Genomic DNA, 22,281 nt, shown 5'->3' on the forward strand with positions numbered 1-22,281 from the left:
TACTTGCCGAACTTGTCGCCGGGAGGATCGATCCGCCGGGCGCATTGAGGAGGGCCGCCCGCTGACTGTCCACACGCTCAATGAGCTTCTGCTGGTCTGCTCGCTCGTACTGCTCGTCGCCGTCGCGGCGGTGCGCATCTCTTCACGCAGCGGCCTGCCCAGCCTGCTCATCTACCTCGGCATAGGCGTCGCGATAGGCCAGGACGGCATAGGCAACGTCGTATTCGACAATGCCGAGCTGACCCAGGTCATCGGTTATGCCGCGCTCGTGGTGATCCTCGCCGAGGGCGGTCTGGGCACGAAGTGGAAAGAGATCAAGCCGGCCCTGCCGGCGGCGATCATGCTGTCACTGGTGGGCGTGGCGATCAGCGTGGGCGTGACGGCGGCAGGAGCGCATTACCTGGTCGGACTGGAATGGCGGCAGGCCCTCCTGATCGGCGCGGTCGTCTCCTCGACCGACGCGGCGGCCGTCTTCTCGGTGCTGCGGAAGGTCCCGCTGCCCTCCCGGATCACGGGCGTCCTGGAGGCCGAGTCCGGTTTCAACGACGCACCCGTCGTCATCCTGGTGGTGGCCTTCTCCACCGTCGGCCCGGTGGACGAGTGGTACGTCCTGCTCGGCAAGATCGCGCTGGAGCTGGCGATCGGCGCCGCGATCGGCCTGACGGTCGGCTTCCTGGGCGCGTACGGCCTGCGGCACGTGGCACTGCCCGCCTCCGGCCTCTACCCGATCGCCGTCATGGCCATCGCCATCACGGCGTACGCGGCCGGCGCGATCGCGCACGGCTCCGGCTTCCTCGCCGTGTACCTCGCGGCGATGGTGCTCGGGAACGCGAAGCTCCCGCACTGGCCGGCCACCCGGGGATTCGCGGACGGGCTCGGCTGGATCGCCCAGATCGGCATGTTCGTGCTGCTCGGCCTGCTGGTCACCCCGCACGAGCTGATCCACGACTTCTGGCCCGCCGTGGTCATCGGGCTGGTGCTCACGACGGTCGCCCGGCCCCTGGAGGTCTTCATCAGCCTGCTGCCCTTCCGGATCCCGTGGCAGGAGCAGGCCCTCATGTCGTGGGCGGGCCTGCGCGGCGCCGTGCCCATCATCCTGGCGACCATCCCGATGGTGTCCGGGATCGAGGGCAGCGACCGCGTCTTCAACATCGTCTTCGTGCTGGTCGTCGTCTACACCCTGGTCCAGGGGCCGACCCTGCCCTGGCTGGCGCGCAAGCTGAACCTCGGCAAGGGCGAGGAGACCGCCTCCGACCTCGGCATCGAGTCGGCGCCGCTGGAGAAGCTGCGCGGTCACCTGCTCTCCTTCGAGATCCCGCCGGCCTCGCGGATGCACGGCGTGGAGGTGAGCGAACTGCGGCTGCCGCCGGGAGCCTCGGTCACGCTGGTGGTCCGGGAGGCGAAGAGCTTCGTACCGCTGCCGTCGACGGTGCTGCGGCGCGGGGACGAGCTGCTGGTGGTGGCCACGGACCCGGTGCGGGACGCGGCCGAGGCGCGGCTGCGGGCGGTGGCGCGGGGCGGCAAGCTGGCGGGGTGGCTGGGCACGGGGAACGGGACGTCAAACGGGACCGCGCCGCGTTAGAGCAACGTTCTAATTCGGCATTTTCACTGCGATCTGCCCGATTTTATCCCTATTTCCAAGCTCCTCACGTGCGAAGCTCCCGTTAATCGCAGGTGAAGACACGGCTTGTCACCGTAATCACAGGGCCTGGTAGAGGCTTCCCCTGTACGATGAAGGCACAACAGATCGAACCAACTCTGCCTGACGCAGAGCTGGCGCGACCGCAAAGCGGCCGTGGCACCCTCCCGCAGTGGGCGCCCAGGTATCACTCGGTTCTGCGCAAGAGGACAGCTCTCGGGGCTCCCACATGTACGGGTGCGGCCGCTCACAAAGCGAAGCACCGTCCGCAGACGGGGAAGCTCTACCAGGCAGCGGAAAGGCAAGGCCGTGACATCCGCGGTCACGACCGACAAGTCCGCCCGCCCCGGCTACGGGCAGCTCATGCGCACGCCCGGCGCCCTCGGCTTCGTACTCCCCGGCTTCGCAGCACGACTCCCCTTCGGCATGCTGACCATCAGCATCCTGCTGCTGGTCCAGCACACCACCGGTTCCTACGCCAGCGCCGGCATCGTCGCCGCCGTCACCGGCGTCTCGATGGCGCTCTCCGCCCCCGTGATGGGCATCTTCACCGACCGCTTCGGCCAGAGCGCCGTCCTGCTCCCCGTGGTCCTCACGCACGCCGCCGCCGTCAGCGGCCTGGCCGCGCTCGCCCTCGCGGGCGCTCCGGTCTGGGCACTGGCACTGGCCGCCGTACCCGCAGGCGCCTCGGTGCCGCAGGTCGGCCCGATGGTCCGGGCCCGCTGGGCCGTCAAGCTGGAGGGCTCGCCGCTGCTGCCCACGGCCGCCGCGTTCGAGTCCGTCACCGACGAGTTCACCTTCGTCGTCGGCCCGGTCCTCGCGACCGCCCTGTGCACCGGCGTCCACCCGGCGGCCGGCCTGGTCACCGAGGCCACGCTGACGCTGCTCGGCGGCCTGCTCTTCGCGGCGCAGCGCGCCACCCAGCCCAAGCCGCACGCCCCGGCGGCCGCCGGCGAGAAGCGCGCCTTCGCCCTGTCCTTCCCGGGCCTGCGCGTCCTGATCTTCGCCTTCCTCGGGATCGGCGCCGTCTTCGGCGGCATGCAGGTCTCGCTCGCCGCCTTCTCCAACGAGATCGGCAACCCCGGCGCCAACGGCCTGCTCTACGGCGTCTTCGCCGCGGGCAACATGATCGCCGGCATCGCCATGGGCGCCATCGCCTGGAAGATCGGCCCGCGCCGCCGGCTGATCCTGGGCTACATCGGCCTCACCGCCGCCGCGTCCGTCCTGTGGGCCGCCCACTCGGTGATCCTGCTGGGCGCGCTCGGCCTGGTCGTCGGCCTGTTCATCGCCCCGGCGCTGATCACCGGCTACACGATGGTCGAGCAGCTGGTGCCCGCGAACGCCCGGACCGAGGCCTTCACCTGGCTGACCGGTTCGATCGCCTTCGGTCAGGCCATCGCCGTCATCCTGGCCGGCCGCCTGACGGACGCGCACGGATCCTCGTACGGCTTCCTGGTGCCCATGGGTGCCACCGCGCTCGCGCTGGCCACCCTGCTGGCGCTGCGTGCGAAGCTGGCGCCGAAGGCCCCGAGCCGGATCGTGAACTCGTCCGGTCCGGCGGATGCGACCGCCGCTGCGGCCGTCCCGGCGGTCTCGACCGCCCCCGCGCCGGCCTCCCGTAACCGGGTGAACGAGCGTGGGATGGGTCACCGCGTACCGGTGACGGTGGACTGATCCGCCGGAATACGTCACCATGGAGCGTCGTTAGCACTCATTGAGTCAGAGTGCCAGGAGGAAATTCGTGCCGACCTACCAGTACCAGTGCACCGAGTGCGGTGAGGGCCTTGAGGCCGTGCAGAAGTTCACCGATGACGCACTGACCGTGTGCCCGAGCTGTGACGGACGCCTGAAGAAGGTGTTCTCCGCGGTCGGCATCGTCTTCAAGGGCTCCGGTTTCTACCGGAACGACAGCCGTGGCGCCTCGTCGAGCAGCACGCCTGCCTCGAAGCCGGCCTCGAGCTCGTCCTCGTCCACGACGTCGACGGCCGCCGCTCCTGCCGCCTCGTCCTCGACGTCGTCGAGCAGCAGCTCCACGTCGGCCGCCTGATCGCTTGACCGAAGGCCCCGCCCGCCCCGACCGGGCAGCGGGGCCTTCGGCATGCCCGGTTAGGGTGGGCCGCATGGTGAACGCAGAGATCGGTGTCATCGGCGGCTCGGGCTTCTACTCCTTCCTGGAGGACGTCTCCGAGATCCAGGTGGAGACCCCCTACGGGCCCCCCAGCGACTCCCTGTACGTAGGTGAGCTGGCCGGCCGCCAGGTGGCCTTCCTCCCCCGGCACGGACGCAGCCACACCGTCCCGCCGCACAAGATCAATTACCGGGCCAACCTGTGGGCCCTGCGCTCGGTCGGCGTCCGCCAAGTGCTGGGGCCGTGCGCGGTCGGCGGCCTGCGGGCCGAGTACGGGCCGGGCACGCTGCTCGTACCCGACCAGCTGGTCGACCGTACGAAGTCGCGCGTGCAGACCTTCTTCGACGGTGAGCCGCTGCCGGACGGTTCGGTGCCGAACGTCGTGCACACCACCTTCGCCGACCCGTACTGCCCGGTGGGCCGGTCGGTGGCGATCGCGGCGGCCCGGGGCCGGGACTGGGAGCCGGTGGACGGCGGAACCATGGTCGTCATAGAGGGGCCCCGCTTCTCGACTCGCGCGGAGTCGCAGTGGCACGCCGCGGCGGGCTGGTCGGTCGTCGGCATGACCGGGCACCCCGAGGCGATCCTCGCGCGCGAGCTGGGGCTCTGCTACACCTCGATGGCCCTGGTCACGGACCTGGACGCGGGCGCCGAGACGGGCGAGGGCGTCTCCCACACCGAGGTCCTGAAGGTCTTCGGCGAGAACGTCGGGCGGCTGCGCGAGGTCCTCTTCGACGCGGTGGCGGCCCTGCCCCCCACGGAGTCCCGCGCCTGCCTGTGCACGCACGCGCACGACGGCTGGGACCTGGGCATCGAGCTGCCGTAGTCCCCATGGCCGCGGGCTTCGCGGCGGCTTCGCGGCGGCTTTGTCAGTGGCCTCCCCTAGCCTGCGCGCATGGGCAATTGGGGCGGGATGGCCGTGGCGCATGCCACGGTGGCGGAGCTGCGGGAGTTCGCGGCCGAGATCGGGTGCGCGGTCGACTGCGACGAGGACATGGGCGGCGGCTGGTCGGCCGTGCACTACCCCGACCAGCCGGACGGCGCCGCGGCGGCGCTGGCGCGGCGGACCGGGGCGCCGGTGCTCACGGTGGCCTACCTCGACAGCGACGTCGGCTTCGTCGAGGCCGCCACCTTCGCCGGGGGCCGCTGGAAGGCGCTGCTGAACCGGCGCACGGCCGAGGACTACGAGATACCCGTCGACCGGTTCCCCGTGGAGGCGGCCCTGGCGGGCGCGCTCGACTGGGCGGCCGCAGCCGGATTGAGCGCCGACCCGGAGGGGATCCGGGCGGCGCTCACCGGCTCCGAGGCCTTCGCGGAGGACCTCACGGCCCGGCTCCTCGGCGCGATGGGGATGGACCGCGCAGGGCTCGGCGGGGAAAGCGCGTAGCGGCTGTCACATTCGCCGCGGCTGTCCGGTCCTCCTTGGTGAAGGCGGAAACAAGACCGCCCCTGCCCGGGAGATGACTGTCATGCCGCGTATCTCGCTCACCCCGCCCCGCACCCTCCTCATGCGCATCGGTTCCTGGTACTCGCGCCGTACGTACGGCAAGGTGCTCGACCCCGGCCAGGCCTACGGGCACAACTCGCGCGTGCTGTTCTCGTACGTCCGCCTGGAACAGCAGGCGGCGAAGTGGAACGCCCTCGACGCCGGTCTCAAGCACCTCGCCGTGATGGCCGCGGCGGCCCGCATCAACTGCTCGTGGTGCATGGACTTCGGCTACTGGGAGGGCCACGAGCAGGGCATGCCGGCCGAGAAGATCGAGCAGGTGCCGCGGTGGCGGGAGGCCCGCGAGGTGTTCACCGACCTGGAACTGCTGGTCATGGAGTACGCCGAGGCCATGACCGAGACCGAGCCGGCGGTCACGGACGAGCTCGCCGCGGAACTGATCGCGCGGCTCGGCGAGGCGGCGTTCGTCGAACTCACCGCGATGGTCGCCCTGGAGAACTGGCGCTCGCGCGTCAACAGCGCCTTCGGCCTGACCAGTCAGGGCTTCGCCGAGGCCTGCCGGATCCCGGCCAGGCCGTGACCCTGACAATGACGGCGTGACCACGGACTCCCCCTTCGCCGACCGCAAGGTCATCGTCGCCCTCGACTTCGACGACCGCCGGGCCGCCGAGGAGCTCGTCGAGCGCCTCGGCGACGCGTGCGACTCCTACAAGATCGGCCTGGAACTCCTGACCGCCGCGGGCCCCGGGCTCGCACGGGACCTGGCCGAGCGGGGCCACGAGGTCTTCCTCGACCTGAAGCTCTTCGAGATCCCGAACTCCGTCGCCGGCGCCGTCCGGGCCGCGGGCGCGCTCGGCGCGTCCATGGTGACCGTGCACAGCATGGGCGGTACGGGGATCATGGCCGCGGCGGTCGAGGCGGCGCGGGAGTTCCCGCGGCTGCGGGTGCTCGCGCTGACCGTGGTCACCAGCATGACCGCCGGCGACCTCGCCGACATCGGCATCGGGGCGGACACCGAGGAGCAGGTGCTGCGGCTGGCCCGGCTGGCGGTGGGCGCCGGATGCGACGGGGTCATCGCCTCGCCGCGGGAGGCCGGGCTGCTGCGCCGGCTGCTGGGACCGGACCGGCTGATCGTGACGCCGGGGGTGACGCTGGGGCCGGACGGGCCGGTCGGCGGCGCGGTAGCCGGCTCGGCCGGCGGCGGGGCAGGCGGCGGCGTGGTGGGCGGATCGGCAGGGCGTGTGGTGGGCGGCTCGGCCGGGCGTGTGGTGGGCGGCTCGGCAGGCGGGCACGCGCGGGCGGGGACGCCGCAGGCCGCCTTCGCGGCCGGGGCCTCGCACGTCGTGGTGGGCCGGTCGATCGCGCGGGCCGCGGACCCGGTGGCCGCGCTGCGGCGGGCCAGGGCCGCCTCTTAACTCCTGCGGGTGACGGGGTTGTCCACAGGCTGGGGACCGTCCACAGGCTCCGGAGGGATCCCCGGGGAGGGCGGATCGTGGGATGCGTCCGGGCGACGGGTCCGGGCACGGCAGCTCACTCGGTCTGGTGGTGTTCTTCATGTCCCTTTGCTCCACGGCATCTTCGACTCCCTCCGCATGTCCCCCCGCACGCCCGGTCCCGCCGTTCCCGCCGCTCCGTGTGGGGCGGGGCGGGAACCGGCTGCGGCGGGTCGTGCGGCGCAGGCGGCGGGCCGCCTCGGCCGGGCTGGCCGTCGTGGCGGCGGCCCTGGCGGTGGGCGGGACGGAGGCGCAGGCTTCGCGGGGCGCGGCGCCACCGCCGGTAAGGGCCCCGCACGGTGCCGCCCCGCCCGCGGCGGTACGGATGGTGTCGGCCCCGGTGCGCATCGCGGACGCCGCGACGGTGCGGCTGCTGCGGCCCGGCGACCGGGTCGACGTGGTCGCGGCCGAGCGCGCCGGACCGCCCAGGGTGGTGGCCGCGGGGGCCCGGGTCGCCGAAGTGCCCCGTCCGGACACCGGCGTTGGGGACGGCGGGGCTCTGGTGGTCCTGTCCGTGCCCCGGGACACCGCGCGGGATCTCGTGGGGGCGGGCGCCGTGACGCGACTGGCGGTGACGTTGTGTTGATCCGCACGCGCGGTCGGTCAATTCACCGTGAGATGGGGGTCGATTGGACACGCTGCGCCTGGACTGCCGTAGCTTTCGGAACCGTTGGCTCCGTGTTCGGCACATGCGAAGAAAGGCTCAGTGGTGAGCGAGAAGAAGAAGGAGAGCGTGCTGGCAGGCTTCAAGGCCTTCCTGATGCGCGGCAACGTGGTCGACCTGGCGGTGGCCGTGGTGATCGGCGCCGCGTTCACGAACATCGTGAACTCGGTGGTCAAGGGGATCATCAGCCCGGTGATCGGCGCGGTGGGCACGCAGAGCCTGGACGGCTACAAGTCCTGCCTCAAGAGCCCGTGCGCCATCGGCCCGAACGGCCAGCCGACGGGTGTGGAGATCCTCTGGGGCTCGGTGCTGAACGCCACGCTGACCTTCCTGATCACCGCGGCGGTCGTGTACTTCCTCATGGTGCTGCCGATGGCGAAGTACCTGGCCAAGCAGGAGGCCCGCCGCAAGGCCCGGGAGGGCGTCCAGGAGCTCGTCGAGATCACCGAGCTGGAGGTCCTCAAGGAGATCCGGGACGAGCTGGTCGCACAGCGCGCCAACGGTGGCGGCAGCGCCGGCCCCGGGGGGTCGCGCGGCGCCTACTGACCGGTCCGGCTGGTCCGGCCGATGCGGCCGTCGCGGCCGCCTCGGCGGGTCAGATGTGGTGCGGGGGCTTCTCGTCGAGGAAGCGGGCCAGGTCGGCCGCACTTCCGCCGGCGGTCGGCCGCTCGCCCCAGCCCCGGTCGGTGTCGTCCGAGGACTGCTGGTCCAGCGGGTCGTCGAAGACCAGCTTCGGCTTCGGCCGGGGCCGGTCGGCCGCGGGGACGGGACGCGAGGACTGCGGGTCGGAGGCGGGGACGCTGCTCATGCCTCCAGGGTACGGCCGCCCCCGCCCGCGGCCCGGCTCGGCTGGGGGCCTCGGCGCGGTGCGAGCGCACCGGGCGCGGGGCGGGAGCGGGGGCGGGTATGGACATGGTCATCGGTCCTTCGGGTCGAGGAGCCACAGTCCGATCACGACGAGGAAGGACAGGATCAGGAATCCCGCGCCCCACCAGGCCGTACCGGTGTTGCCCTTCATCCACTCGTTGACGGTGACGGTGAGCGCCCAGAGCTGGCCGATGACCACGGTGAGGGCCAGGGCCAGACGCGCGTTCAGCCTCGAGGACCGCTCCGGCTCCTGCTCGGTGCCGGCCCCGGGGCCGGGGCCGGTGTGCCGGATCCGCGGGTCTCCGTATCCGCTGGTGGAGCGGATCTGCGGATACCGCTCCCGCACCGGCCGGTTCAGCCGGGGCCGGGCACTGCCGGGGTGGTACTCCGGGCGCGGGGGCAGCTGTGCGTCGCTCATGTCCGCCTCTTCTCGGACGGGGCGCTCGCGCTGCCCCGGCCCGCGCCGGGGCAGCGCAGCTGCTGGGCGGCCTCGGGGTGGGAATCGCCGAACTGCCGGCAGAGGGCCTCCCTGGCAGGCTCTCCCGACCGGGAGGTGGCGAGGGCCCAGACGCTGCCGTCCGCCTGTTCGGTCAGGAAGACCTTGGGGAGCGGCCGTGGCGGCGGGCCCGCGGTCACCTCGCCGGTGCGGGCGTCGAAGACGCCCTCGTGGCAGGGGCAGTACAGCTCCCCGTCGGCGCCCCGGTCCTCGCGCCAGAGCACGGCGCAGGCCAGGTGGGTACAGACGGCGGAGTAGCCGACGAGGGAGCCGTCGCTCAGCCGTACGGCGAGGGCCCGGTCCTCGTCGCCGGGGAAGCGGAAGGCCACGGACTGGCCCGGCGCCAGCCGGTCGGTGACCTTCTTGGGCTCGGGCAGCGTCTCGCTGTCGCCGTGCCGGTGCAGGATGCCGGCGGCGACGCCGATCCCGCCGACGGCGAGGCCGCCGGAGACGGTGGCGACGATCCGCAGGTAGTCGCGGCGGGTGGTGAGGGAGTCGGCGCTGATCCGGTCGCGCAGCTGCTCGGCGGCCGCGTCCCCGTCGGGTTCGGGGCCCGGGGCCGGGGACGGAGGGGGCTGTTCGGTCACGCTCACCGGACGTCGCCTCCGCCCACCCGTCGCCCGCCGCCACCCTTGGTCGAAGGCTCTTCGCGCATGTCCACTCCATTGATCTCGACCACCGGCAGACCGCCGGGGACCGGCCATTGGACCTTGTCGGCGGGGACGACCATCGCCACTCCGGTGCTGACCATCACGTCACCGAAGACGAAGGAGTCGGCGACCTGGACGCCGGGGCGCTCGGCCTGGAGCTCCTCCAGGGTTCCGTAGAAGAGGGCGCCGGTGGGGCAGACGGTGGCGCACATGGGCGCCAGGCCGTAGGCGGTGCGGTCGTAGCAGAGGTTGCACTTCATCTGCAGCTTCGCCTGGAGGTCGATCTTGGGGACGCCGAAGGGGCAGGCGTTGACGCAGTTGGCGCAGCCGATGCAGCGGGTGGTGTCGGCCTGCTGGACCACTCCGTCGGCGGTCACCAGGATCGCGTCGGCGGGGCAGACCTCGGCGCAGGGTGCGACCGGGTCCTCGCAGTGCATGCAGACGGTCGGAAGGGAGGCGACGGACAGGCCGGGCTCGGTGTAGTCCAGGTGGATCATCGACTTGCCGCGGTGGGAGTCGCATTCGCGGCAGGCGGAGACGCAGGCCTGGCAGCCGATGCAGCGGCCCGGGTCGATGAAGATCGTGCGGCCCATCATGGCGGGTCAGCTCCTCTCCGCCGTGCCACGGCCCTGCGAGGACGTGGGGGGCAGGGGATCGGTGCGCGAGACCTGGGTCGCCGGATAGGCCTCGTGGCCCGGGGCCGTGGGAGGCGCGGGGACCTCGTCGATCCGCTCGGCGGGCTCGATCCGGGCGGCGCAGACCTTGTACTCGGGGATCTTCGAGCGGGGGTCGAGGGCGTCGATGGTCAGGGCGTTCGCGGCCGTCGGCACGGGCCAGTGGTAGGGGATGAAGACGGTGTCCGGGCGGATGGCCTCGGTGACCAGGGCCGGGAAGACCTCGCTGCCGCGGCGGGTGGTCACCCGGACCGGATCGCCGTTCCGGTAGCCGTGCGAGGGGTGGATCTCCACCCAGGGGCGCGGGGTCTGTTCGACGAGGGCGCCCAGGCGGCGGGTCTGGTTGCCGGAGAGGAAGTGCGCGACGGTGCGGCCGGTGGTGAGGGAGAGGGGGTACTCCTCGTTGTAGGGGTCCATCGGCGCGTGCCACTCGACGACCTGCATGTGGATCTTGCCGTCGGGGTGGTAGGTCCTGCCGCCCTCGAACAGCCGGGGGGTGCCCGGGTGGTCGGTGGAGGGGCAGGGCCACATGATGCCGCCGGTCTCCTCCAGGCGCTCGTAGGTGATGCCGTAGTAGTCGTTGACCGTGTCGGCGGAGGCGATGCGCAGCTCGTCGAACACCTCGCGGGAGCTCGTGAAGGCGAATTTGTCTCCCGCGCCCAGGCGCTTGGCGAGTTCGCACATCACCCAGGTGTCGGTGCGCACCCCGGCGGGGGGCTCCTGCGCCTTGTTGTGCTTGACGACGCGGGCCTCGGTGTTCGCCATGACGCCCTCGTCCTCCGCCCAGACGGTGACGGGGAAGACCACGTGTGCGTTGGTCGCGGTCTCCGAGAGGAAGAAGTCGAACTGCGCGTGGAATTCGAGGGTGTCGTAGCCCTTCTTGACCGCCGTGTAGTTCGGGAGCGAGACGAAGGGGTTGTTGCAGATGCCGATCAGACCGCGGATCTCCTGGCGCTGCATCTGCCAGACCATTTCCATCATGGAGGTGCCGGCGGTGGGGAGTTCGGACTCCTCGATGCCCCAGATCCGGCAGATCTGGCGGCGGTGCTCCTCGTTCAGGATGGAGCGGCCGCCGGGGAGGAGGTCGGCCTTCTGGCCGTGTTCGCGGCCGCCCTGACCGTTGCCCTGGCCGGTGATGGTGCCGTAGCCGGCGCCGGGTTTGCCGAGGTTCCCGGTGGCCACGCACATGTTGATGACGGACAGGCAGTTCTCGACGCCCTGCGAGTGGTGTTCGATGCCGCGGGCATGGAAGGCCATGGCCTTGCCGGCGCCGCCGAACATCCGGGCCACCTGGACGATCTGCGCTTCGGGGATCCCGCAGATCCCGGCGGAGCGGGCGGGCGGGTAGTCCTGGACGGCCTTCCTGACCTCGTCCCAGCCGGTGGTGTGGGCGGCGAGGTACGGCTCGTCGGTCAGGCCTTCGGCGACGATCACGTGGAGCACGGCGTTGAAGAAGGCCGAGTCGGTACCGGGCTTGAGGGCGACGTGGACGTCGGCGGTGCGGGCGACGGCCGTCTCCCGCGGGTCGACGACGATCAGGGCGGCGCCCCGGTCGCGGGCTCCCCAGACGTACTGGGTCATCACCGGGAAGCACTCCCCCACGTTCGACCCGGCGATGAGCAGGCAGTCGGTGAGGAGGATGTCGGAGAAGGGGTTGGCGGCCCGGTCGATGCCGAAGGACAGTTTGTTGGCGCCCGCGGCGCTGACCATGCACAGGCGGCCGTTGTAGTCGACGTGCCGGGTCTTGAGGGCGACCCGGCCGAACTTGCCGACCAGGTAGGTCTTCTCGGAGTAGAGGCTGGCGCCGCCGAGCAGGCCGAAGGCGTCGTTGCCGTGGGCCTCCTGGATCCGGCGGATCTCGGAGACGGTGAAGTCCAGCGCCTCGTCCCAGGAAACCTCGCGGAACTCCTCGTCCCGGGAGCGGCGCATCAGCGGCGCGGTCAGCCGGTCGGGGTGGTTGACCTGCTGGTAGGCGTTGATCCCCTTGGGGCACAGCCGCATCCGGTTGATGTCGTGGTTGCGGGGCTCCACGCCGAAGACCTTGCCGCCCTTGTCCACGCGCAGGTACATCCCGCACTGCACTCCGCAGAAGCAGCAGTGGGTGGGGACGAGGGTCTCGCCGTCCTGGTCGGCGTGCCACTGGTCGGCGGGGATGCCGCCCGCGTCGCGGAAGTTGCGCGTGCCGGGCGGGGCGATGGAGGGGTCGAGGGAGATCGGCACGGGCCGGGAAGCGGCCTCGGCGGGGTCGGTCGCGGTCACTTGAAGCCCTTCTTGACCTGGGTCAGATAGGCGTTGCCGCGCAGGACCCGCTTGCACCGCGGGCAGTATTCGACGAAGGCGTTGAAGTCGAGCTTCAGGTCCTGCATCGTGCCGCGCAGGTTCTCCACGTAGGGGGTGGTGTCGATGGGCTCCCCGCAGCGCTTGCAGGCGAAGACCTGCTCGTCCCGGCGGGCCGTGTACTTGAACAGCTGCATGCCGACGGCGGCCGGGCGCTGGACGATGTGGAAGAACTTCCCGAACGGGATGTAGATGAGGGTGAACACCACGGACACCATGTGCAGGATGGCCAGGAACTCGTAGCCGCCGCCGTGCAGGAAGATCGAAGAGAAGGTCAGCAGCAGACCGGTCACGGAGATCACGATCAGGCAGATCAGCGGCAGCAGGTCGTAGGCGAAGCGCTGCCCGGTGATGGCGCCGCGGTCCTTCATCCTGCGCCACAGGAAGTACGAGGCCCCGGGGATGACGAGCACGGCGGCGATGTCCAGGCCGTGGAACATCAGCCAGCCCAGGAAGTTCAGGGCGTCGAAGCCCATCACCTTGTAGCCCCAGATCCGCATCTCGTAGCCGGGGCCGGGGCCGCTGTCGGAGGTGAAGGTGAACCAGCCCCAGGTCAGCGGGAAGGTGATCGCCGCGGCCAGCAGGCAGCCCCAGAAGATGAACTGGTGGGCGATCCAGCGGCCGCGCGAGCGGGCTCCGAGGAACTTCTGGAAGCCGAGGTAGGTGGCGATCATCTTCGGCAGGGCGGTGGGTGCCTTGCGGAAGTTGTCGGCCGATAAGAAGCTGCCGAAGCCCTTCTCGAAGAGGCGGCGCGCGGCGGGTGCGGAGACCCAGACCGTGTACCGGTAGGCCACGCCGAAGGCCAGGAAGACGGTGGCTACGGCGTACGGCAGCAGCGCCGAGTCGAAGTCGCGCAGCAGCCGGCTGCCCAGCACGATCGCGGCGACGAGCAGGAGCGAGACGACGGTGCCGGCCAGCGTGGCCCGTGCGGTGACCGACCGCCGTGCGCCCGGTTCGGACGGGGGCCGGGCCGGGTCCGGCTGGGCCTCCGCGGCCCCGGCGGCGCCCGCGGCGCCGGGGGGCGGGGGCGGGGCGGCAAGGGCTTCTGATGGCTCGGACACAGCCCCACGCTAGGTGACCTGTGCCGATTCAGCCCGTTATGCGGCACTCATCATTAGGCCGAATGCGGTCGACCGGAGCGCGCACGTCGGTGAGGCCCGGCACGAGCACGAAGCGCAGGTGCACCTCCTTGCCGAGGTCCGCGAGGCGCTGCGCGAAGTCCGGGGTGGGCCGCAGCGGACGGCCGGTGACCTTCCGGTACGTCCGGGGCACAGGGGCGGCGCCGGCAGCGCGTCCGACCTGCCGGGGGCCGGTCCCTCTGGTCTCCTGGCCGGTATGGCCTACTCCCCCATGACCGCCCGCAGCCCCGACGAGGACCACCGCGCGTCCACCCCGCTGGAGCTGTTCTTCGACCTCTGCTTCGTCGTCGCGATCGCGCAGTGCGGGGCACGGCTGGTGCACTCGCTGGCGGAGGGCCATCCCGTCACCGGGGTGATCGGCTACTTCTTCGTCTTCTTCGGGGTGTGGTGGGCGTGGATGAACTTCACGTGGTTCGCCTCCGCCTACGACTGCGACGACGTGCCGTACCGGATCGCGACCCTGGTGCAGATCGCCGGCGTCCTCGTCTACGCGGCGGGGGTGAGCCGCGCCTTCGACGAGAACAACTGGGCCGTCGCCGTCGTCGGCTACATCATCATGCGCGTCGCGCTGACGGCGCAGTGGCTGCGGGCGGCCTCCGGGGAGAGCGGCACGGCCCGTACATCGGCGCTGAAGTACGCGGCCGGACTGGTGCTCTGCCAGCTCGGCTGGGTGACGCTGCTGTTCGCCCCGGACGACTGGAAGCGGTGGCTGTTCCTGGTCGTGGCCGCCTGCGAACTGCTCGTTCCGGTGATCGCCGAACACGGGCACCAGACGCCCTGGCACGCCCACCACATCGTGGAGCGGTACGGCCTGTTCACCATCATCGTGCTCGGCGAGACGATCGCCGCGAGCACGGTCGCGGTCAAATCGGCACTCGACGAGCACGAGGCCCTCGACCTGCTGCTGCCCATCGCGGCGGGCGGGCTGCTGATCGTCTTCGCCGCCTGGTGGATCTACTTCGCCGTACCGATGCACGAGCACCTGACGTCCAACCGCGAGGCGATCCCGTGGGGGTACGGCCACCTGCTGATCTTCGCCTCGGGTGCGGCGATCGGCGCCGGCATCGAGGTCGCGGTGGAGCACGCCGTCCACAAGGCGCACGTCTCCCAGCTCGCCGCCAACGCGGCCGTGACCGTCCCGGCCGCGCTGTTCCTGCTGATGGTGTGGCTCCTGCACTCCCGCCACTTCAAGCGCGGCCTCGCCGAGCAGCTGGTGCTGCCGGTGGCGGCGCTCGCCGTACTGGCCTGTATGTGGACGGGCCCGTACGCGGTGCTCTGGGCGGGGCTGGTCTCGACCGCGACCGTGGCGGTCGGCGTGACCATGTCGACAAGGTCCAGCCGATTCAGCCCCGCCGGCGTTTGAGGGGTGGGGGTCCCCCCGGACGGAGTCTGGGGGAGGGTCTGGGGCGGAGCTCCGGCAGACGGGCCGCGCGGAACCGTCACTCCCGCGCCCCCGCCACCGTTTCCAGGCCATGACACTCCCCGCACAACGCCCCGGCGAAGACCCCGCCAGGGAACTGGCCGAGCCCGGCTTCTGGCAGCAGCCCCCCGCCCACCGCCTCGCCGCCTTCGCCCGCCTGCGGGCGGTCGGCTCCCCCGTCTTCGTCCCCGAAGGGCCCGGGCACTGGGCCCTCGTCCGGCACGCCCAGGTGCAGGAGGCCAGCCGCCTCCCCAAGGTCTTCGCCAGCGCCCCCGGTGTGACCACCCCCGAACCGGCCCGCTGGGTCCGCGCACTGTTCGGCGACTCGATGGTCAATCTGGACGGCGCCGACCACGCCCAGCTCCGCAAGATCGTGCAGCGGGCGTTCACGCCCCGCCTGCTGGCGGCGGCCGAGGAGGACATCCACGCGGTCGCGGCCCGCATCGTGGACGACGTGCTCGCCGACGAGCCGGACGAGTTCGTATCGGCGGTGGCCTCACGGCTGCCGCTGGACGTCATCTGCAACATGATGGGCATCCCCGAGCACTACCGCGCCGAGATCGCCGACCGCGTCAACCACGCCTCGGAGAACATCGGCGTGGAACGGGGCCTGACGGCTCGGCTGCGGATGCCCGGGCGCGGGCTGCGCGCGCTCGCCCGTATGCAGCGGATGGTCGCGGGCATCGGACGGGAGCGGCGCAAGAACCCCACCGACGACCTGATCTCGGCGCTGGTCTGCGCGAACGTGGACGGCCAGGCCCTCGGGGCCCGCCAGCTCGGCGCCTTCTTCTCCCTCTTGATGGTGGCCGGGGTGGAGACCACCCGCAATGCGATCACCCACGGGCTGACCCTGCTCACCGACCACCCGGACCAGCGGGACCTGCTGCTCTCGGACTTCGAGAAGTACGCGGACGGCGCGGTGGACGAGATGATCCGCCACTCGACGCCGATCATCCAGTTCCGCCGGACGGTGGCCGCCGAGCACACCATGGACGGGCACGTGTTCCGGCCGGGCGACAAGGTGGTGCTCTACTACGCCTCCGCCAACCGCGACGAGGCCGTCTTCCCCGACCCCGACGCCTTCGACATCACCCGCTCGCCCAATCCGCACCTGGGGTTCGGCGGCGGCGGCCCGCATTTCTGCCTGGGCGCGCACCTGGCCCGGGTGGAGATGAAGGCGCTCTTCCGCGAGCTGCTCACCCGGCCGGTCGGACTGCGCGCGGTGGGGCTGCCGGACCTGGCGGGGTCGAACTTCGACAACCGGGTCCGCTCGCTCAAGTTCGCCTTCGAGCGCCCCTGACGGGCCCGGGAAGGAAAGGAACCGGCCACCGGGCAGGCTGGGAGCCCGGCGGCCGGAGCGGGTGGTGGCGGCACCCGCCGTGCGGCTACTTCTGCAGGCGGCGCACGGCGAGGACGCAGTGGGCGCTGCCCGTGAGCACGGACTCGTCGCCCGCGAACCTCTGCAGGGTCTCCGCGTCGACCGGCTGCCCGGGGACCGCCTCGGGCCAGGCGCGCGTGGCGAACAGGAAGTAGGCCTGCCCGCTCTCGTCCGCGGCGTCGACCCACTCCTTGGGGGCGGTGCACTGCGCGTTCATCCCGGGCAGGGTGAGCGCGATCTGGTCGCCCTCCAGCAGGATCTGCACCGGGAAGGCGGCCGGGTTGCGCGTACCGTCCATGACGACGTCGCCGATGGGCAGGCCGATCTCCTCGAGCAGCCCGCGGGCCGCCGCCTCGCCTGCCTCCCGGCCCTTCGGACCGTCGCCCAGGGTGTAGGCGAGGAGGTACGGGATGTCGTGCGCCTCGGAGGGGTCGCCGATCCAGGCGAGCACCGAAAGGGTGCCGAGCTGGGACCGGTCGATTTCGGCTTGAGTAGAAGTCATGCGCCGCACCCTAGTGGTCCCGCCCCCGGGCCTTTCACGGCCTTTCACCCGGGCGGGCTAGACCGCCCAGAATCCCTCTCCGGAATTCGTCTGCATGTTCGCGTCCTGGTACTGCAGACGCACAATGCGCGTGTTTTCCGGGATTTCGAACACCACCCATCCTTCGGCCCGCTCACCGACCTCCAGGGAATCGAAGACGAGCGGTTTGCCGGTGGTCAGCTCGCCGGTGGACACCACCGGGTGGCGCCGCCCCGCGCTGTCGTGCGCCCACATGCGTCCGAGGGCCCCGTACGAGGTCCCGCCCACGTTGACGAAGGACATCTGGGCGGCCACCCAGCGCTTGCCGGCGGGCGGGGCGTAGTTCTTCTCGACGCTGATCGCGGGGTCCACGTACGAGGCCAGCACGGCCTGGAGGTGTCGGCCGACCTGTGCACCGTCCACCCGTACGGAGTCACCCACATGGGCTTCCTTCACGGCGGTCCGTACGGGTGCCTCCGCGCCCGGCGCCCCGTCGTCCACCGGGACGGCGGGCGCCACGGCCGGGGCGAGCGCGGCTTCCTGCGGGGCGCTCTGGCAGGCCGTGGCACCGAGGAGGAGGAACGGGAGGAGGGCGGCGGCGAGGACGGGGGTGTGGCGGCGGGCGGCGGACTGACGCATTCGCGATCCCTTCGGGGATGTATTTCGGTCAGTCTCACGCGCCCGAGCGGGCAATTGCACTCACCGACACGAGTGCGCCCGGGGAGTGCGTGCGACCGGTTGCGGCCAACTGCCAGCACAATGCGTTCCGGCGGATTCCCGCCACACGGATCCATCTGGAGGAAGAATGCGCATGTCCGGCCGCCGAATGACACTGGCAGCTCTCGCCGCACTGGCCGCCACCACGGTATTCACCGTCCCGGCCGGGGCCACCGTTTTCAACCAAGGTATTTCCGTACATCATGACGCTCACATCGAAGAGGACGGCGGCGTCATCCTTTCCGGCACCTACCACTGCGAGCAGGCGTCACCCTCAGGGGCGATGCAGATCAAGGCGACCGTCGAGCAGGACGGCACCCAGTTGAGCATCAACGCGGAGCAGCCCGTCTGCGACGGCACCGAGCGCAGGTGGGTGGCGCACGCCCCGGCCGGCGTCGAGGGCCTGCCGGTGGGCGCGCTGGCCGTCGGCGCGCGCCTGCACCCGGGCCGCGCGGAGGTCACCGCGGAGCTCCAGGAGATCCGCCTCTCGGGTCTGATGCCGCGGTCGGTCGACACGGTCGCCCAGGACACGCAGGACGTCGAGGTCCACGCCGGGCACTGAGCGCCAGCGGGCCCGTGGCACGCGCCCGTCCCGTCCGGTAGCCGCCGCTACCGGGACCGGGCGCTCGGGCCCCGGCCCGCCCGGCAGACCCGGCCTGCCCGCCCTGCGGCCGCACCTGGCAGCACACCGGCACCCCGCACCCCGACGGGCGTCAGCGGCACTCGGGGGCGACGTCCGTCATCGACATGAAGGCCACCGACCGGCACTCGGCGTCCGCGTGCGGACGCCCCGTCGTCCAGTCCACGACGGTCGGCGCCCCGGCCGCCAGCAGGACCAGGGCCAGGACTCCCGTCACGGCGGCCTTGCTCAGCCCGCGCACAACACGATCCGTTCCATGGACCGCATCATCACTCCACCTCCGGCGCCCCACAACCCGGGGTGACCGTCCGGTCACCCGGCGCTCCGGGGGCTGCCGCCGACGGTGAACTCGCACCACACAGCCTTGCCGTCGCCCCGGGACTCCACTCCCCAGTGCGTGGCCAGCGCGTCCACCAGCAGCAGCCCGCGCCCCGTGGTGGCCGCCTCGCCCGGCGTGCGCCGGCGCGGCCACACGCTGGAGCGGTCCTTGACCCACAGCCGGATCCGCCGGACCGGCTCGGGCAGCACCTCCATGGTCAGCACCGCCCCGCCGTCGGTGTGCAGGAGGGCGTTGACCAGCAGCTCCCCGGCCGCCACCTCCACGTCGTCGGCCAGTTCCGGCATGCCCCAGTCGCGCAGGGCCTGGCGCAGGGCGTAGCGGGCCTCCGAGAGGCCTTCCGGGTCGGCCTGGTGGACGTACTGGTGGATGCGCGGCGCCCGGTGGGTGCCCGGGTCGGGGGCCCGGCGCAGCACCAGCAGGGCCACGTCGTCGCCGGAGCCCCAGCGCTCCCAGAGCCGGTCCGAGAGGTGGTCGGCGAGCGCCCCGGCCTGCTGCGGGCCGCTGCGCACCGCGTGGGCCAGCGCCTCCATGCCCTGGGTGATGGTCGTGCCCGGCTCCTCCACCAGGCCGTCCGTGCACAGGACGAGCGTCTCCCCGGGGACCAGGTCGAGCCGGGTCTCGGGGAACTCCTCCTGCTCGAAGACCGTGGCCAGCCCCAGCGGCAGGCCGCCGCGCACGTTCGGCCAGCCCGTACGCCCGTCCGTGTGCCGGATCAGCGGGCCGAGGTGACCCGCGCGGACCGCCCGTACGCCTCCGGTCTCCAGGTCCACCTGCGCGTACATGCAGGTGGCGAAGCGCTCGGTGTCCAGTTCGGCGAGGAAGCGCGAGGCCCGGGCCAGCACGGTGGACGGCGGATGACCCTCCCCCGCGTACGCCCGCAGCGCGATCCGCAGCTGGCCCATGATGGCCGCCGCGTGCGTGTCGTGGCCCTGTACGTCGCCCACCACGATGCCGACGCGGTCCCGGGGCAGCGCGATCACGTCGTACCAGTCCCCGCCGACCTCCCGCCCGCTCCAGGCGGCGTGGTAACGGACCGCGATCTCGCCGCCGGTGATCTCCGGGATCCGGCGCGGCAGCATGGCGGCCTGCAGGCCCGTGGCGAACTCCCGCTCCTGGTCGAAGAGGAGCGCCCGCTGCAGGGACTGGGCCACGATGCCCGCCAGGCCCAGGCACAGGTTCCGCTCCTCCGGGCTGAACTCGCTGCGCCTGCGGTAGAAGAGGACGAGTCCGCCGATGGCCTTGGCCTGCGCGATCAGCGGCAGGTAGGCGGCCGCGTCGTACCGGATCCGGCTCAGGTAGTCGGCGAGGAGCGGAAACTCGCCGCCGAGGTCGGCGAGCGAGGTGACGAAACGTGCCTGCCGGGTGAGCACCGCGTGCGACAGCGGCAGCGAACCGTCCAGCCTGGTGAACCGCCGCTCGCTGAGGATCTCCAGGGTCTCCCCGCTCAGCGCGATGATCTTGATGGTGCCGCCCTCGACCAGCCCCAGGGCCAGCCCGTCCGCACCGAGCCGCTCCAGCGCGCCCGCCCCCGTCAGCGCGGCCGTGACGTCGTCCACCGTCACCGCCCGCGACAGGGCCTCCGTGGTCCGCTGCACGATCGTCGTCTGCTGGGCCCGCGCCGCCTCCAGCTTGCGCAGCAGCGTCGCATGGGCCAGCTCCGCCGTCGCGTCGCGGACGATCCCCACGATGCGCTGCGGCTGCCCCTCGCCGTCGCGCAGGACCCGGCCCGAGGTGTGCGTCCACTGGTCGAGGCCGTCGCGCCGCTGCACCGTGAAGTACGCGCCGTACGTGTCCCCGCCGCCCTCCAGGACCCCCGCGATGGTCTCGGTCAGCCGGACCCCGTCCTCGGGCGGGATGTGCAGCCCGACCCCCTCCGGGGAGCCGTCGAACTCCTCCGCCCCCAGGTCGAAGACGGACATCGCGGCCTCGTCCAGCGCCACCGTGCCGGCGCCCAGGTCCCACTCGAAGCTGCCCATTCCGTTCAGCGCGAGCCGCTCGCCGGGCGCGGTCACGGGGGGACGCCGGACCGGCTCGGGTCCCTCGCGCTCCGCCGCTGCCACCTTCCACACCACCTAACGGCCGGGCCAGCACGGCTGCGAGATCAGCCGCTCCCACTCCTCGTCAGGATGCCCCGGAAGGGTGCGCCCGGCCTCCCGCCAGCGCTTGACGACCGAGAGGTAGATCGTGGCCTGGTCGGCGGACGGGGCCGTCGCGTACGGCCCTCCGTACGGGGCCGCGTACGGGGCACGTTCGAACCCGCCGGACCTCGCCGTCGTGGCGGGCTGTTCCGCGCGGCTGGCGGGAATGCGTACCCAGCCGCGGCCCTGTGCTCGCTCCGCGCTCATCACGGACCCCTCTCACCGCGGATCTCACCGCAGATACGTCGTCGGATGCCCTGGGGGTACCCCCGGAGAAGGCCCGGGGGAAGCAGCCCGGTCGAACCGGGCGACACCGGTGGAGCCCGGCCGCGGACCCCGGGCACCGAGGCGCTTGCGGACTCCTCCCACCAGTCTCCCCGCCGTGAAGCCCGCACCGTGCACGAATCGCATGGAAGGGCCGAATGAGGGAGCCGCCAGCAGCCCCGCGAAGAACAGTCCGGGCCACGAGGACTCGAAGCAGGCACTCAGCTCCGGCGCCCTGCTGTCCCCCACAGTCTCCAGCCCCGCCCGCAGCCCCGCGTCGAGCAGCTCCAGCCGGGCCAGGTCCGGGACGAAGCCGGTGGCCGCGATGACGTGCGCGACGTCCAGGACCACGGACTCCCCCGCCCGGGTGGTCAGCCCGAGCCGGGTCCGCTCGCCCACCGCGACCGCCCTCTGCAGCCGGTGCCCGAGCAGGACGGGGACGCGCCGCTCGAAGCGGTCCCGCAGCCACCAGGCGCCGGCCGGACCCAGCGCGGTGGCCGCGATCCGCTCCCGGGTGGACGCGGGCAGCCTGTGCACCGCCCAGGGCAGCTCCGACCACACCCAGCTGCGCCAGCCGGTGCCGAGACCGCTGTGGGGATCGCGCAGGGCACGCAGCGCGGGCCGCTCCAGGGGCTGCGGGACGCTGTTCCAGTTCAGCCGGGAGCGCCGGGCGACCAGGCACGGCCGGGCGCCCTGCTCGGCCAGCAGGGCGGCGGTCTCCAGGGCCGCCTGCCCGGCTCCGAGCACGGCGACCTCGCGGCCTGCGAAGCGGGTCAGGTCACGGTGGCCGCTGCTGTGCGAGTAGTGGGCGGGCGGGAGCTCGCCCAGCCCCCCGGGGTGGTGGACGAAGGGCATCACCCCGACCGCGAGGGCGACCGTACGGGCGAGCAGGGGCGGTCCCTCGGCGGTGCGGACGCGGAAGCCGTCGCCCTGCGGGGTCACCTCCGTGACGGTCACCTCCTCCACCTCCGGCGCGGCCTGCCGGGCGAACCACATCCCGTACGCACTGAACGTGTCGATCGGCAGCGGAGTGCCGTGTTCCGCGGCCAGTCCGCGCGTGGCGCAGTATTCGGCCAGGGTGTGCCGCCCGTCCGGCGCGGACAGGTTGGAGGACCAGGGCTCCGACTTCAGGTACATGCCGCCGGGCATGTGGTCGCGCCACGAGGCCATGGGCCGCCCCAGCAGCCGTACCCCGAGTCCCGCACCCGCCGCGTGGGCGGCGATGGACAACCCGTACGGGCCCGCGCCGATCACCACGAGATCGTCGATCCGCGTCACGGCCGCTCCTCCAGCTCGATGGTCACCGGCCCGGCCCGGTCCGCCGCGCCGG

25 protein-coding genes are annotated in these 22,281 nt (G+C 72.2%); 12 read left to right on the forward strand and 13 right to left on the reverse strand.

The window, feature by feature from the left end; genetic code table 11:
* Positions 1 to 43: 43 nt before the first annotated feature.
* The 9 genes from OG472_RS19685 (at position 44) to mscL (ending at position 7,917) form a co-directional block, all read left to right on the forward strand.
* The gene (locus OG472_RS19685) at positions 44 to 1,582 is read left to right on the forward strand and encodes a potassium/proton antiporter (RefSeq protein ID WP_401608875.1); all 1,539 of its coding nucleotides are present in this window, start codon (positions 44 to 46) and stop codon (positions 1,580 to 1,582) included.
* 366 nt (positions 1,583 to 1,948) lie between these two features.
* Positions 1,949 to 3,313 (forward strand): MFS transporter, encoded by a 1,365-nt coding sequence (locus OG472_RS19690; RefSeq protein WP_405830493.1) that lies wholly within the window; start codon positions 1,949 to 1,951, stop codon positions 3,311 to 3,313.
* Positions 3,314 to 3,380: 67 nt separating this feature from the next.
* Entirely contained in the window at positions 3,381 to 3,686 is a 306-nt protein-coding gene (locus OG472_RS19695) for an FmdB family zinc ribbon protein (RefSeq protein WP_401608608.1), read from the forward strand.
* A 73-nt stretch (positions 3,687 to 3,759) separates the two neighbouring features.
* On the forward strand, positions 3,760 to 4,593 hold the full coding sequence (locus tag OG472_RS19700; RefSeq protein WP_401608606.1) for an S-methyl-5'-thioadenosine phosphorylase: 834 nt from the start codon (positions 3,760 to 3,762) through the stop codon (positions 4,591 to 4,593).
* Positions 4,594 to 4,662: 69 nt separating this feature from the next.
* Positions 4,663 to 5,154, forward strand: coding sequence for a hypothetical protein (locus tag OG472_RS19705; RefSeq protein ID WP_401608603.1), 492 nt, complete (start codon positions 4,663 to 4,665; stop codon positions 5,152 to 5,154).
* Positions 5,155 to 5,236: 82 nt separating this feature from the next.
* Positions 5,237 to 5,794 (forward strand): carboxymuconolactone decarboxylase family protein, encoded by a 558-nt coding sequence (locus OG472_RS19710; RefSeq protein WP_401608601.1) that lies wholly within the window; start codon positions 5,237 to 5,239, stop codon positions 5,792 to 5,794.
* Between the two features lie 16 nt (positions 5,795 to 5,810).
* A complete protein-coding gene (gene pyrF / locus OG472_RS19715; RefSeq protein ID WP_405941802.1) occupies positions 5,811 to 6,629 on the forward strand; it encodes an orotidine-5'-phosphate decarboxylase in 819 nt (272 codons plus the stop codon).
* A 139-nt stretch (positions 6,630 to 6,768) separates the two neighbouring features.
* A complete protein-coding gene (locus OG472_RS19720; protein WP_401608872.1) occupies positions 6,769 to 7,293 on the forward strand; it encodes a hypothetical protein in 525 nt (174 codons plus the stop codon).
* Between the two features lie 120 nt (positions 7,294 to 7,413).
* Positions 7,414 to 7,917 carry a large conductance mechanosensitive channel protein MscL gene (mscL, locus tag OG472_RS19725; RefSeq protein ID WP_405830499.1) on the forward strand — a complete coding sequence of 168 codons (504 nt, stop codon included), beginning with the start codon at positions 7,414 to 7,416 and terminating at the stop codon, positions 7,915 to 7,917.
* 49 nt (positions 7,918 to 7,966) lie between these two features.
* On the opposite strand, the gene OG472_RS19730 is transcribed toward mscL, so the two are convergent.
* The 7 genes from OG472_RS19730 to OG472_RS19760 all read right to left on the reverse strand — a co-directional run bounded on the left by OG472_RS19730 (position 7,967) and on the right by OG472_RS19760 (position 13,667).
* A complete protein-coding gene (locus OG472_RS19730; RefSeq protein WP_405941803.1) occupies positions 7,967 to 8,179 on the reverse strand; it encodes a hypothetical protein in 213 nt (70 codons plus the stop codon).
* 108 nt (positions 8,180 to 8,287) lie between these two features.
* Complete coding sequence (locus OG472_RS19735) at positions 8,288 to 8,656, reverse strand: hypothetical protein (protein ID WP_401608594.1); 369 nt, start codon at positions 8,654 to 8,656, stop codon at positions 8,288 to 8,290.
* Positions 8,653 to 9,327, reverse strand: a complete 675-nt coding sequence (locus OG472_RS19740) for a ubiquinol-cytochrome c reductase iron-sulfur subunit (protein WP_405941804.1) — start codon at positions 9,325 to 9,327, stop codon at positions 8,653 to 8,655. The genes OG472_RS19735 and OG472_RS19740 overlap by 4 nt, the downstream gene beginning before the upstream one ends.
* A complete protein-coding gene (locus OG472_RS19745; protein WP_401608590.1) occupies positions 9,324 to 9,980 on the reverse strand; it encodes a 4Fe-4S dicluster domain-containing protein in 657 nt (218 codons plus the stop codon). The genes OG472_RS19740 and OG472_RS19745 overlap by 4 nt, the downstream gene beginning before the upstream one ends.
* 6 nt (positions 9,981 to 9,986) lie before the next feature.
* Positions 9,987 to 12,317 carry a molybdopterin oxidoreductase family protein gene (locus OG472_RS19750; protein ID WP_405941805.1) on the reverse strand — a complete coding sequence of 777 codons (2,331 nt, stop codon included), beginning with the start codon at positions 12,315 to 12,317 and terminating at the stop codon, positions 9,987 to 9,989.
* On the reverse strand, positions 12,314 to 13,456 hold the full coding sequence (locus tag OG472_RS19755; RefSeq protein WP_405830503.1) for an MFS transporter: 1,143 nt from the start codon (positions 13,454 to 13,456) through the stop codon (positions 12,314 to 12,316). The genes OG472_RS19750 and OG472_RS19755 overlap by 4 nt, the downstream gene beginning before the upstream one ends.
* Positions 13,457 to 13,484: 28 nt before the next feature.
* Entirely contained in the window at positions 13,485 to 13,667 is a 183-nt protein-coding gene (locus tag OG472_RS19760; protein WP_405830504.1) for a hypothetical protein, read from the reverse strand.
* Between the two features lie 63 nt (positions 13,668 to 13,730).
* Between OG472_RS19760 and OG472_RS19765 the strand changes: the two genes are divergently transcribed.
* Together OG472_RS19765 and OG472_RS19770 are read left to right on the forward strand one after the other, a co-directional pair.
* Entirely contained in the window at positions 13,731 to 14,897 is a 1,167-nt protein-coding gene (locus tag OG472_RS19765) for a low temperature requirement protein A (protein WP_401608583.1), read from the forward strand.
* A gap of 109 nt (positions 14,898 to 15,006) precedes the next feature.
* Positions 15,007 to 16,254, forward strand: a complete 1,248-nt coding sequence (locus tag OG472_RS19770; RefSeq protein ID WP_383576465.1) for a cytochrome P450 — start codon at positions 15,007 to 15,009, stop codon at positions 16,252 to 16,254.
* A gap of 85 nt (positions 16,255 to 16,339) precedes the next feature.
* Here OG472_RS19770 and OG472_RS19775 read toward each other — a convergent pair whose 3' ends face one another.
* Together OG472_RS19775 and OG472_RS19780 are read right to left on the reverse strand one after the other, a co-directional pair.
* Positions 16,340 to 16,834 (reverse strand): DUF5949 family protein, encoded by a 495-nt coding sequence (locus OG472_RS19775; RefSeq protein ID WP_401608578.1) that lies wholly within the window; start codon positions 16,832 to 16,834, stop codon positions 16,340 to 16,342.
* 57 nt (positions 16,835 to 16,891) lie between these two features.
* A complete protein-coding gene (locus tag OG472_RS19780) occupies positions 16,892 to 17,491 on the reverse strand; it encodes a hypothetical protein (RefSeq protein WP_401608576.1) in 600 nt (199 codons plus the stop codon).
* Positions 17,492 to 17,663: 172 nt separating this feature from the next.
* On the opposite strand from OG472_RS19780, the gene OG472_RS19785 reads away from it, so the two are divergent.
* Positions 17,664 to 18,131, forward strand: a complete 468-nt coding sequence (locus OG472_RS19785) for a DUF6299 family protein (protein WP_405830508.1) — start codon at positions 17,664 to 17,666, stop codon at positions 18,129 to 18,131.
* Positions 18,132 to 18,282: 151 nt separating this feature from the next.
* Here OG472_RS19785 and OG472_RS19790 read toward each other — a convergent pair whose 3' ends face one another.
* The 4 genes from OG472_RS19790 to OG472_RS19805 all read right to left on the reverse strand — a co-directional run bounded on the left by OG472_RS19790 (position 18,283) and on the right by OG472_RS19805 (position 22,220).
* Complete coding sequence (locus OG472_RS19790) at positions 18,283 to 18,450, reverse strand: hypothetical protein (RefSeq protein WP_327414479.1); 168 nt, start codon at positions 18,448 to 18,450, stop codon at positions 18,283 to 18,285.
* A gap of 71 nt (positions 18,451 to 18,521) precedes the next feature.
* A complete protein-coding gene (locus tag OG472_RS19795; RefSeq protein WP_401608571.1) occupies positions 18,522 to 20,609 on the reverse strand; it encodes a SpoIIE family protein phosphatase in 2,088 nt (695 codons plus the stop codon).
* 12 nt (positions 20,610 to 20,621) lie between these two features.
* The gene (locus OG472_RS19800) at positions 20,622 to 20,894 is read right to left on the reverse strand and encodes a hypothetical protein (RefSeq protein WP_401608570.1); all 273 of its coding nucleotides are present in this window, start codon (positions 20,892 to 20,894) and stop codon (positions 20,622 to 20,624) included.
* Positions 20,895 to 20,918: 24 nt separating this feature from the next.
* The gene (locus tag OG472_RS19805; RefSeq protein ID WP_401608869.1) at positions 20,919 to 22,220 is read right to left on the reverse strand and encodes an NAD(P)-binding domain-containing protein; all 1,302 of its coding nucleotides are present in this window, start codon (positions 22,218 to 22,220) and stop codon (positions 20,919 to 20,921) included.
* Between the last annotated feature and the right edge of the window lie 61 nt (positions 22,221 to 22,281).

The organism is Streptomyces sp. NBC_00207 (assembly GCF_045160965.1).
Classification (GTDB): Bacteria; Actinomycetota; Actinomycetes; order Streptomycetales; family Streptomycetaceae; genus Streptomyces.

Bases quoted from the DNA above. Each gene is read 5' to 3' on its own strand.
- OG472_RS19700 (WP_401608606.1), top strand. From the start codon at position 3,760: ATGGTGAACGCAGAGATCGGTGTCATCGGCGGCTCGGGCTTCTACTCC.
- OG472_RS19705 (WP_401608603.1), top strand. From the start codon at position 4,663: ATGGGCAATTGGGGCGGGATGGCCGTGGCGCATGCCACGGTGGCGGAG.
- OG472_RS19710 (WP_401608601.1), top strand. From the start codon at position 5,237: ATGCCGCGTATCTCGCTCACCCCGCCCCGCACCCTCCTCATGCGCATC.
- OG472_RS19720 (WP_401608872.1), top strand. From the start codon at position 6,769: ATGTCCCTTTGCTCCACGGCATCTTCGACTCCCTCCGCATGTCCCCCC.
- OG472_RS19730 (WP_405941803.1), bottom strand. From the start codon at position 8,179: ATGAGCAGCGTCCCCGCCTCCGACCCGCAGTCCTCGCGTCCCGTCCCC.
- OG472_RS19735 (WP_401608594.1), bottom strand. From the start codon at position 8,656: ATGAGCGACGCACAGCTGCCCCCGCGCCCGGAGTACCACCCCGGCAGT.
- OG472_RS19745 (WP_401608590.1), bottom strand. From the start codon at position 9,980: ATGATGGGCCGCACGATCTTCATCGACCCGGGCCGCTGCATCGGCTGC.
- OG472_RS19765 (WP_401608583.1), top strand. From the start codon at position 13,731: ATGGCCTACTCCCCCATGACCGCCCGCAGCCCCGACGAGGACCACCGC.
- OG472_RS19770 (WP_383576465.1), top strand. From the start codon at position 15,007: ATGACACTCCCCGCACAACGCCCCGGCGAAGACCCCGCCAGGGAACTG.
- OG472_RS19775 (WP_401608578.1), bottom strand. From the start codon at position 16,834: ATGACTTCTACTCAAGCCGAAATCGACCGGTCCCAGCTCGGCACCCTT.
- OG472_RS19780 (WP_401608576.1), bottom strand. From the start codon at position 17,491: ATGCGTCAGTCCGCCGCCCGCCGCCACACCCCCGTCCTCGCCGCCGCC.
- OG472_RS19785 (WP_405830508.1), top strand. From the start codon at position 17,664: ATGTCCGGCCGCCGAATGACACTGGCAGCTCTCGCCGCACTGGCCGCC.
- OG472_RS19800 (WP_401608570.1), bottom strand. From the start codon at position 20,894: ATGAGCGCGGAGCGAGCACAGGGCCGCGGCTGGGTACGCATTCCCGCC.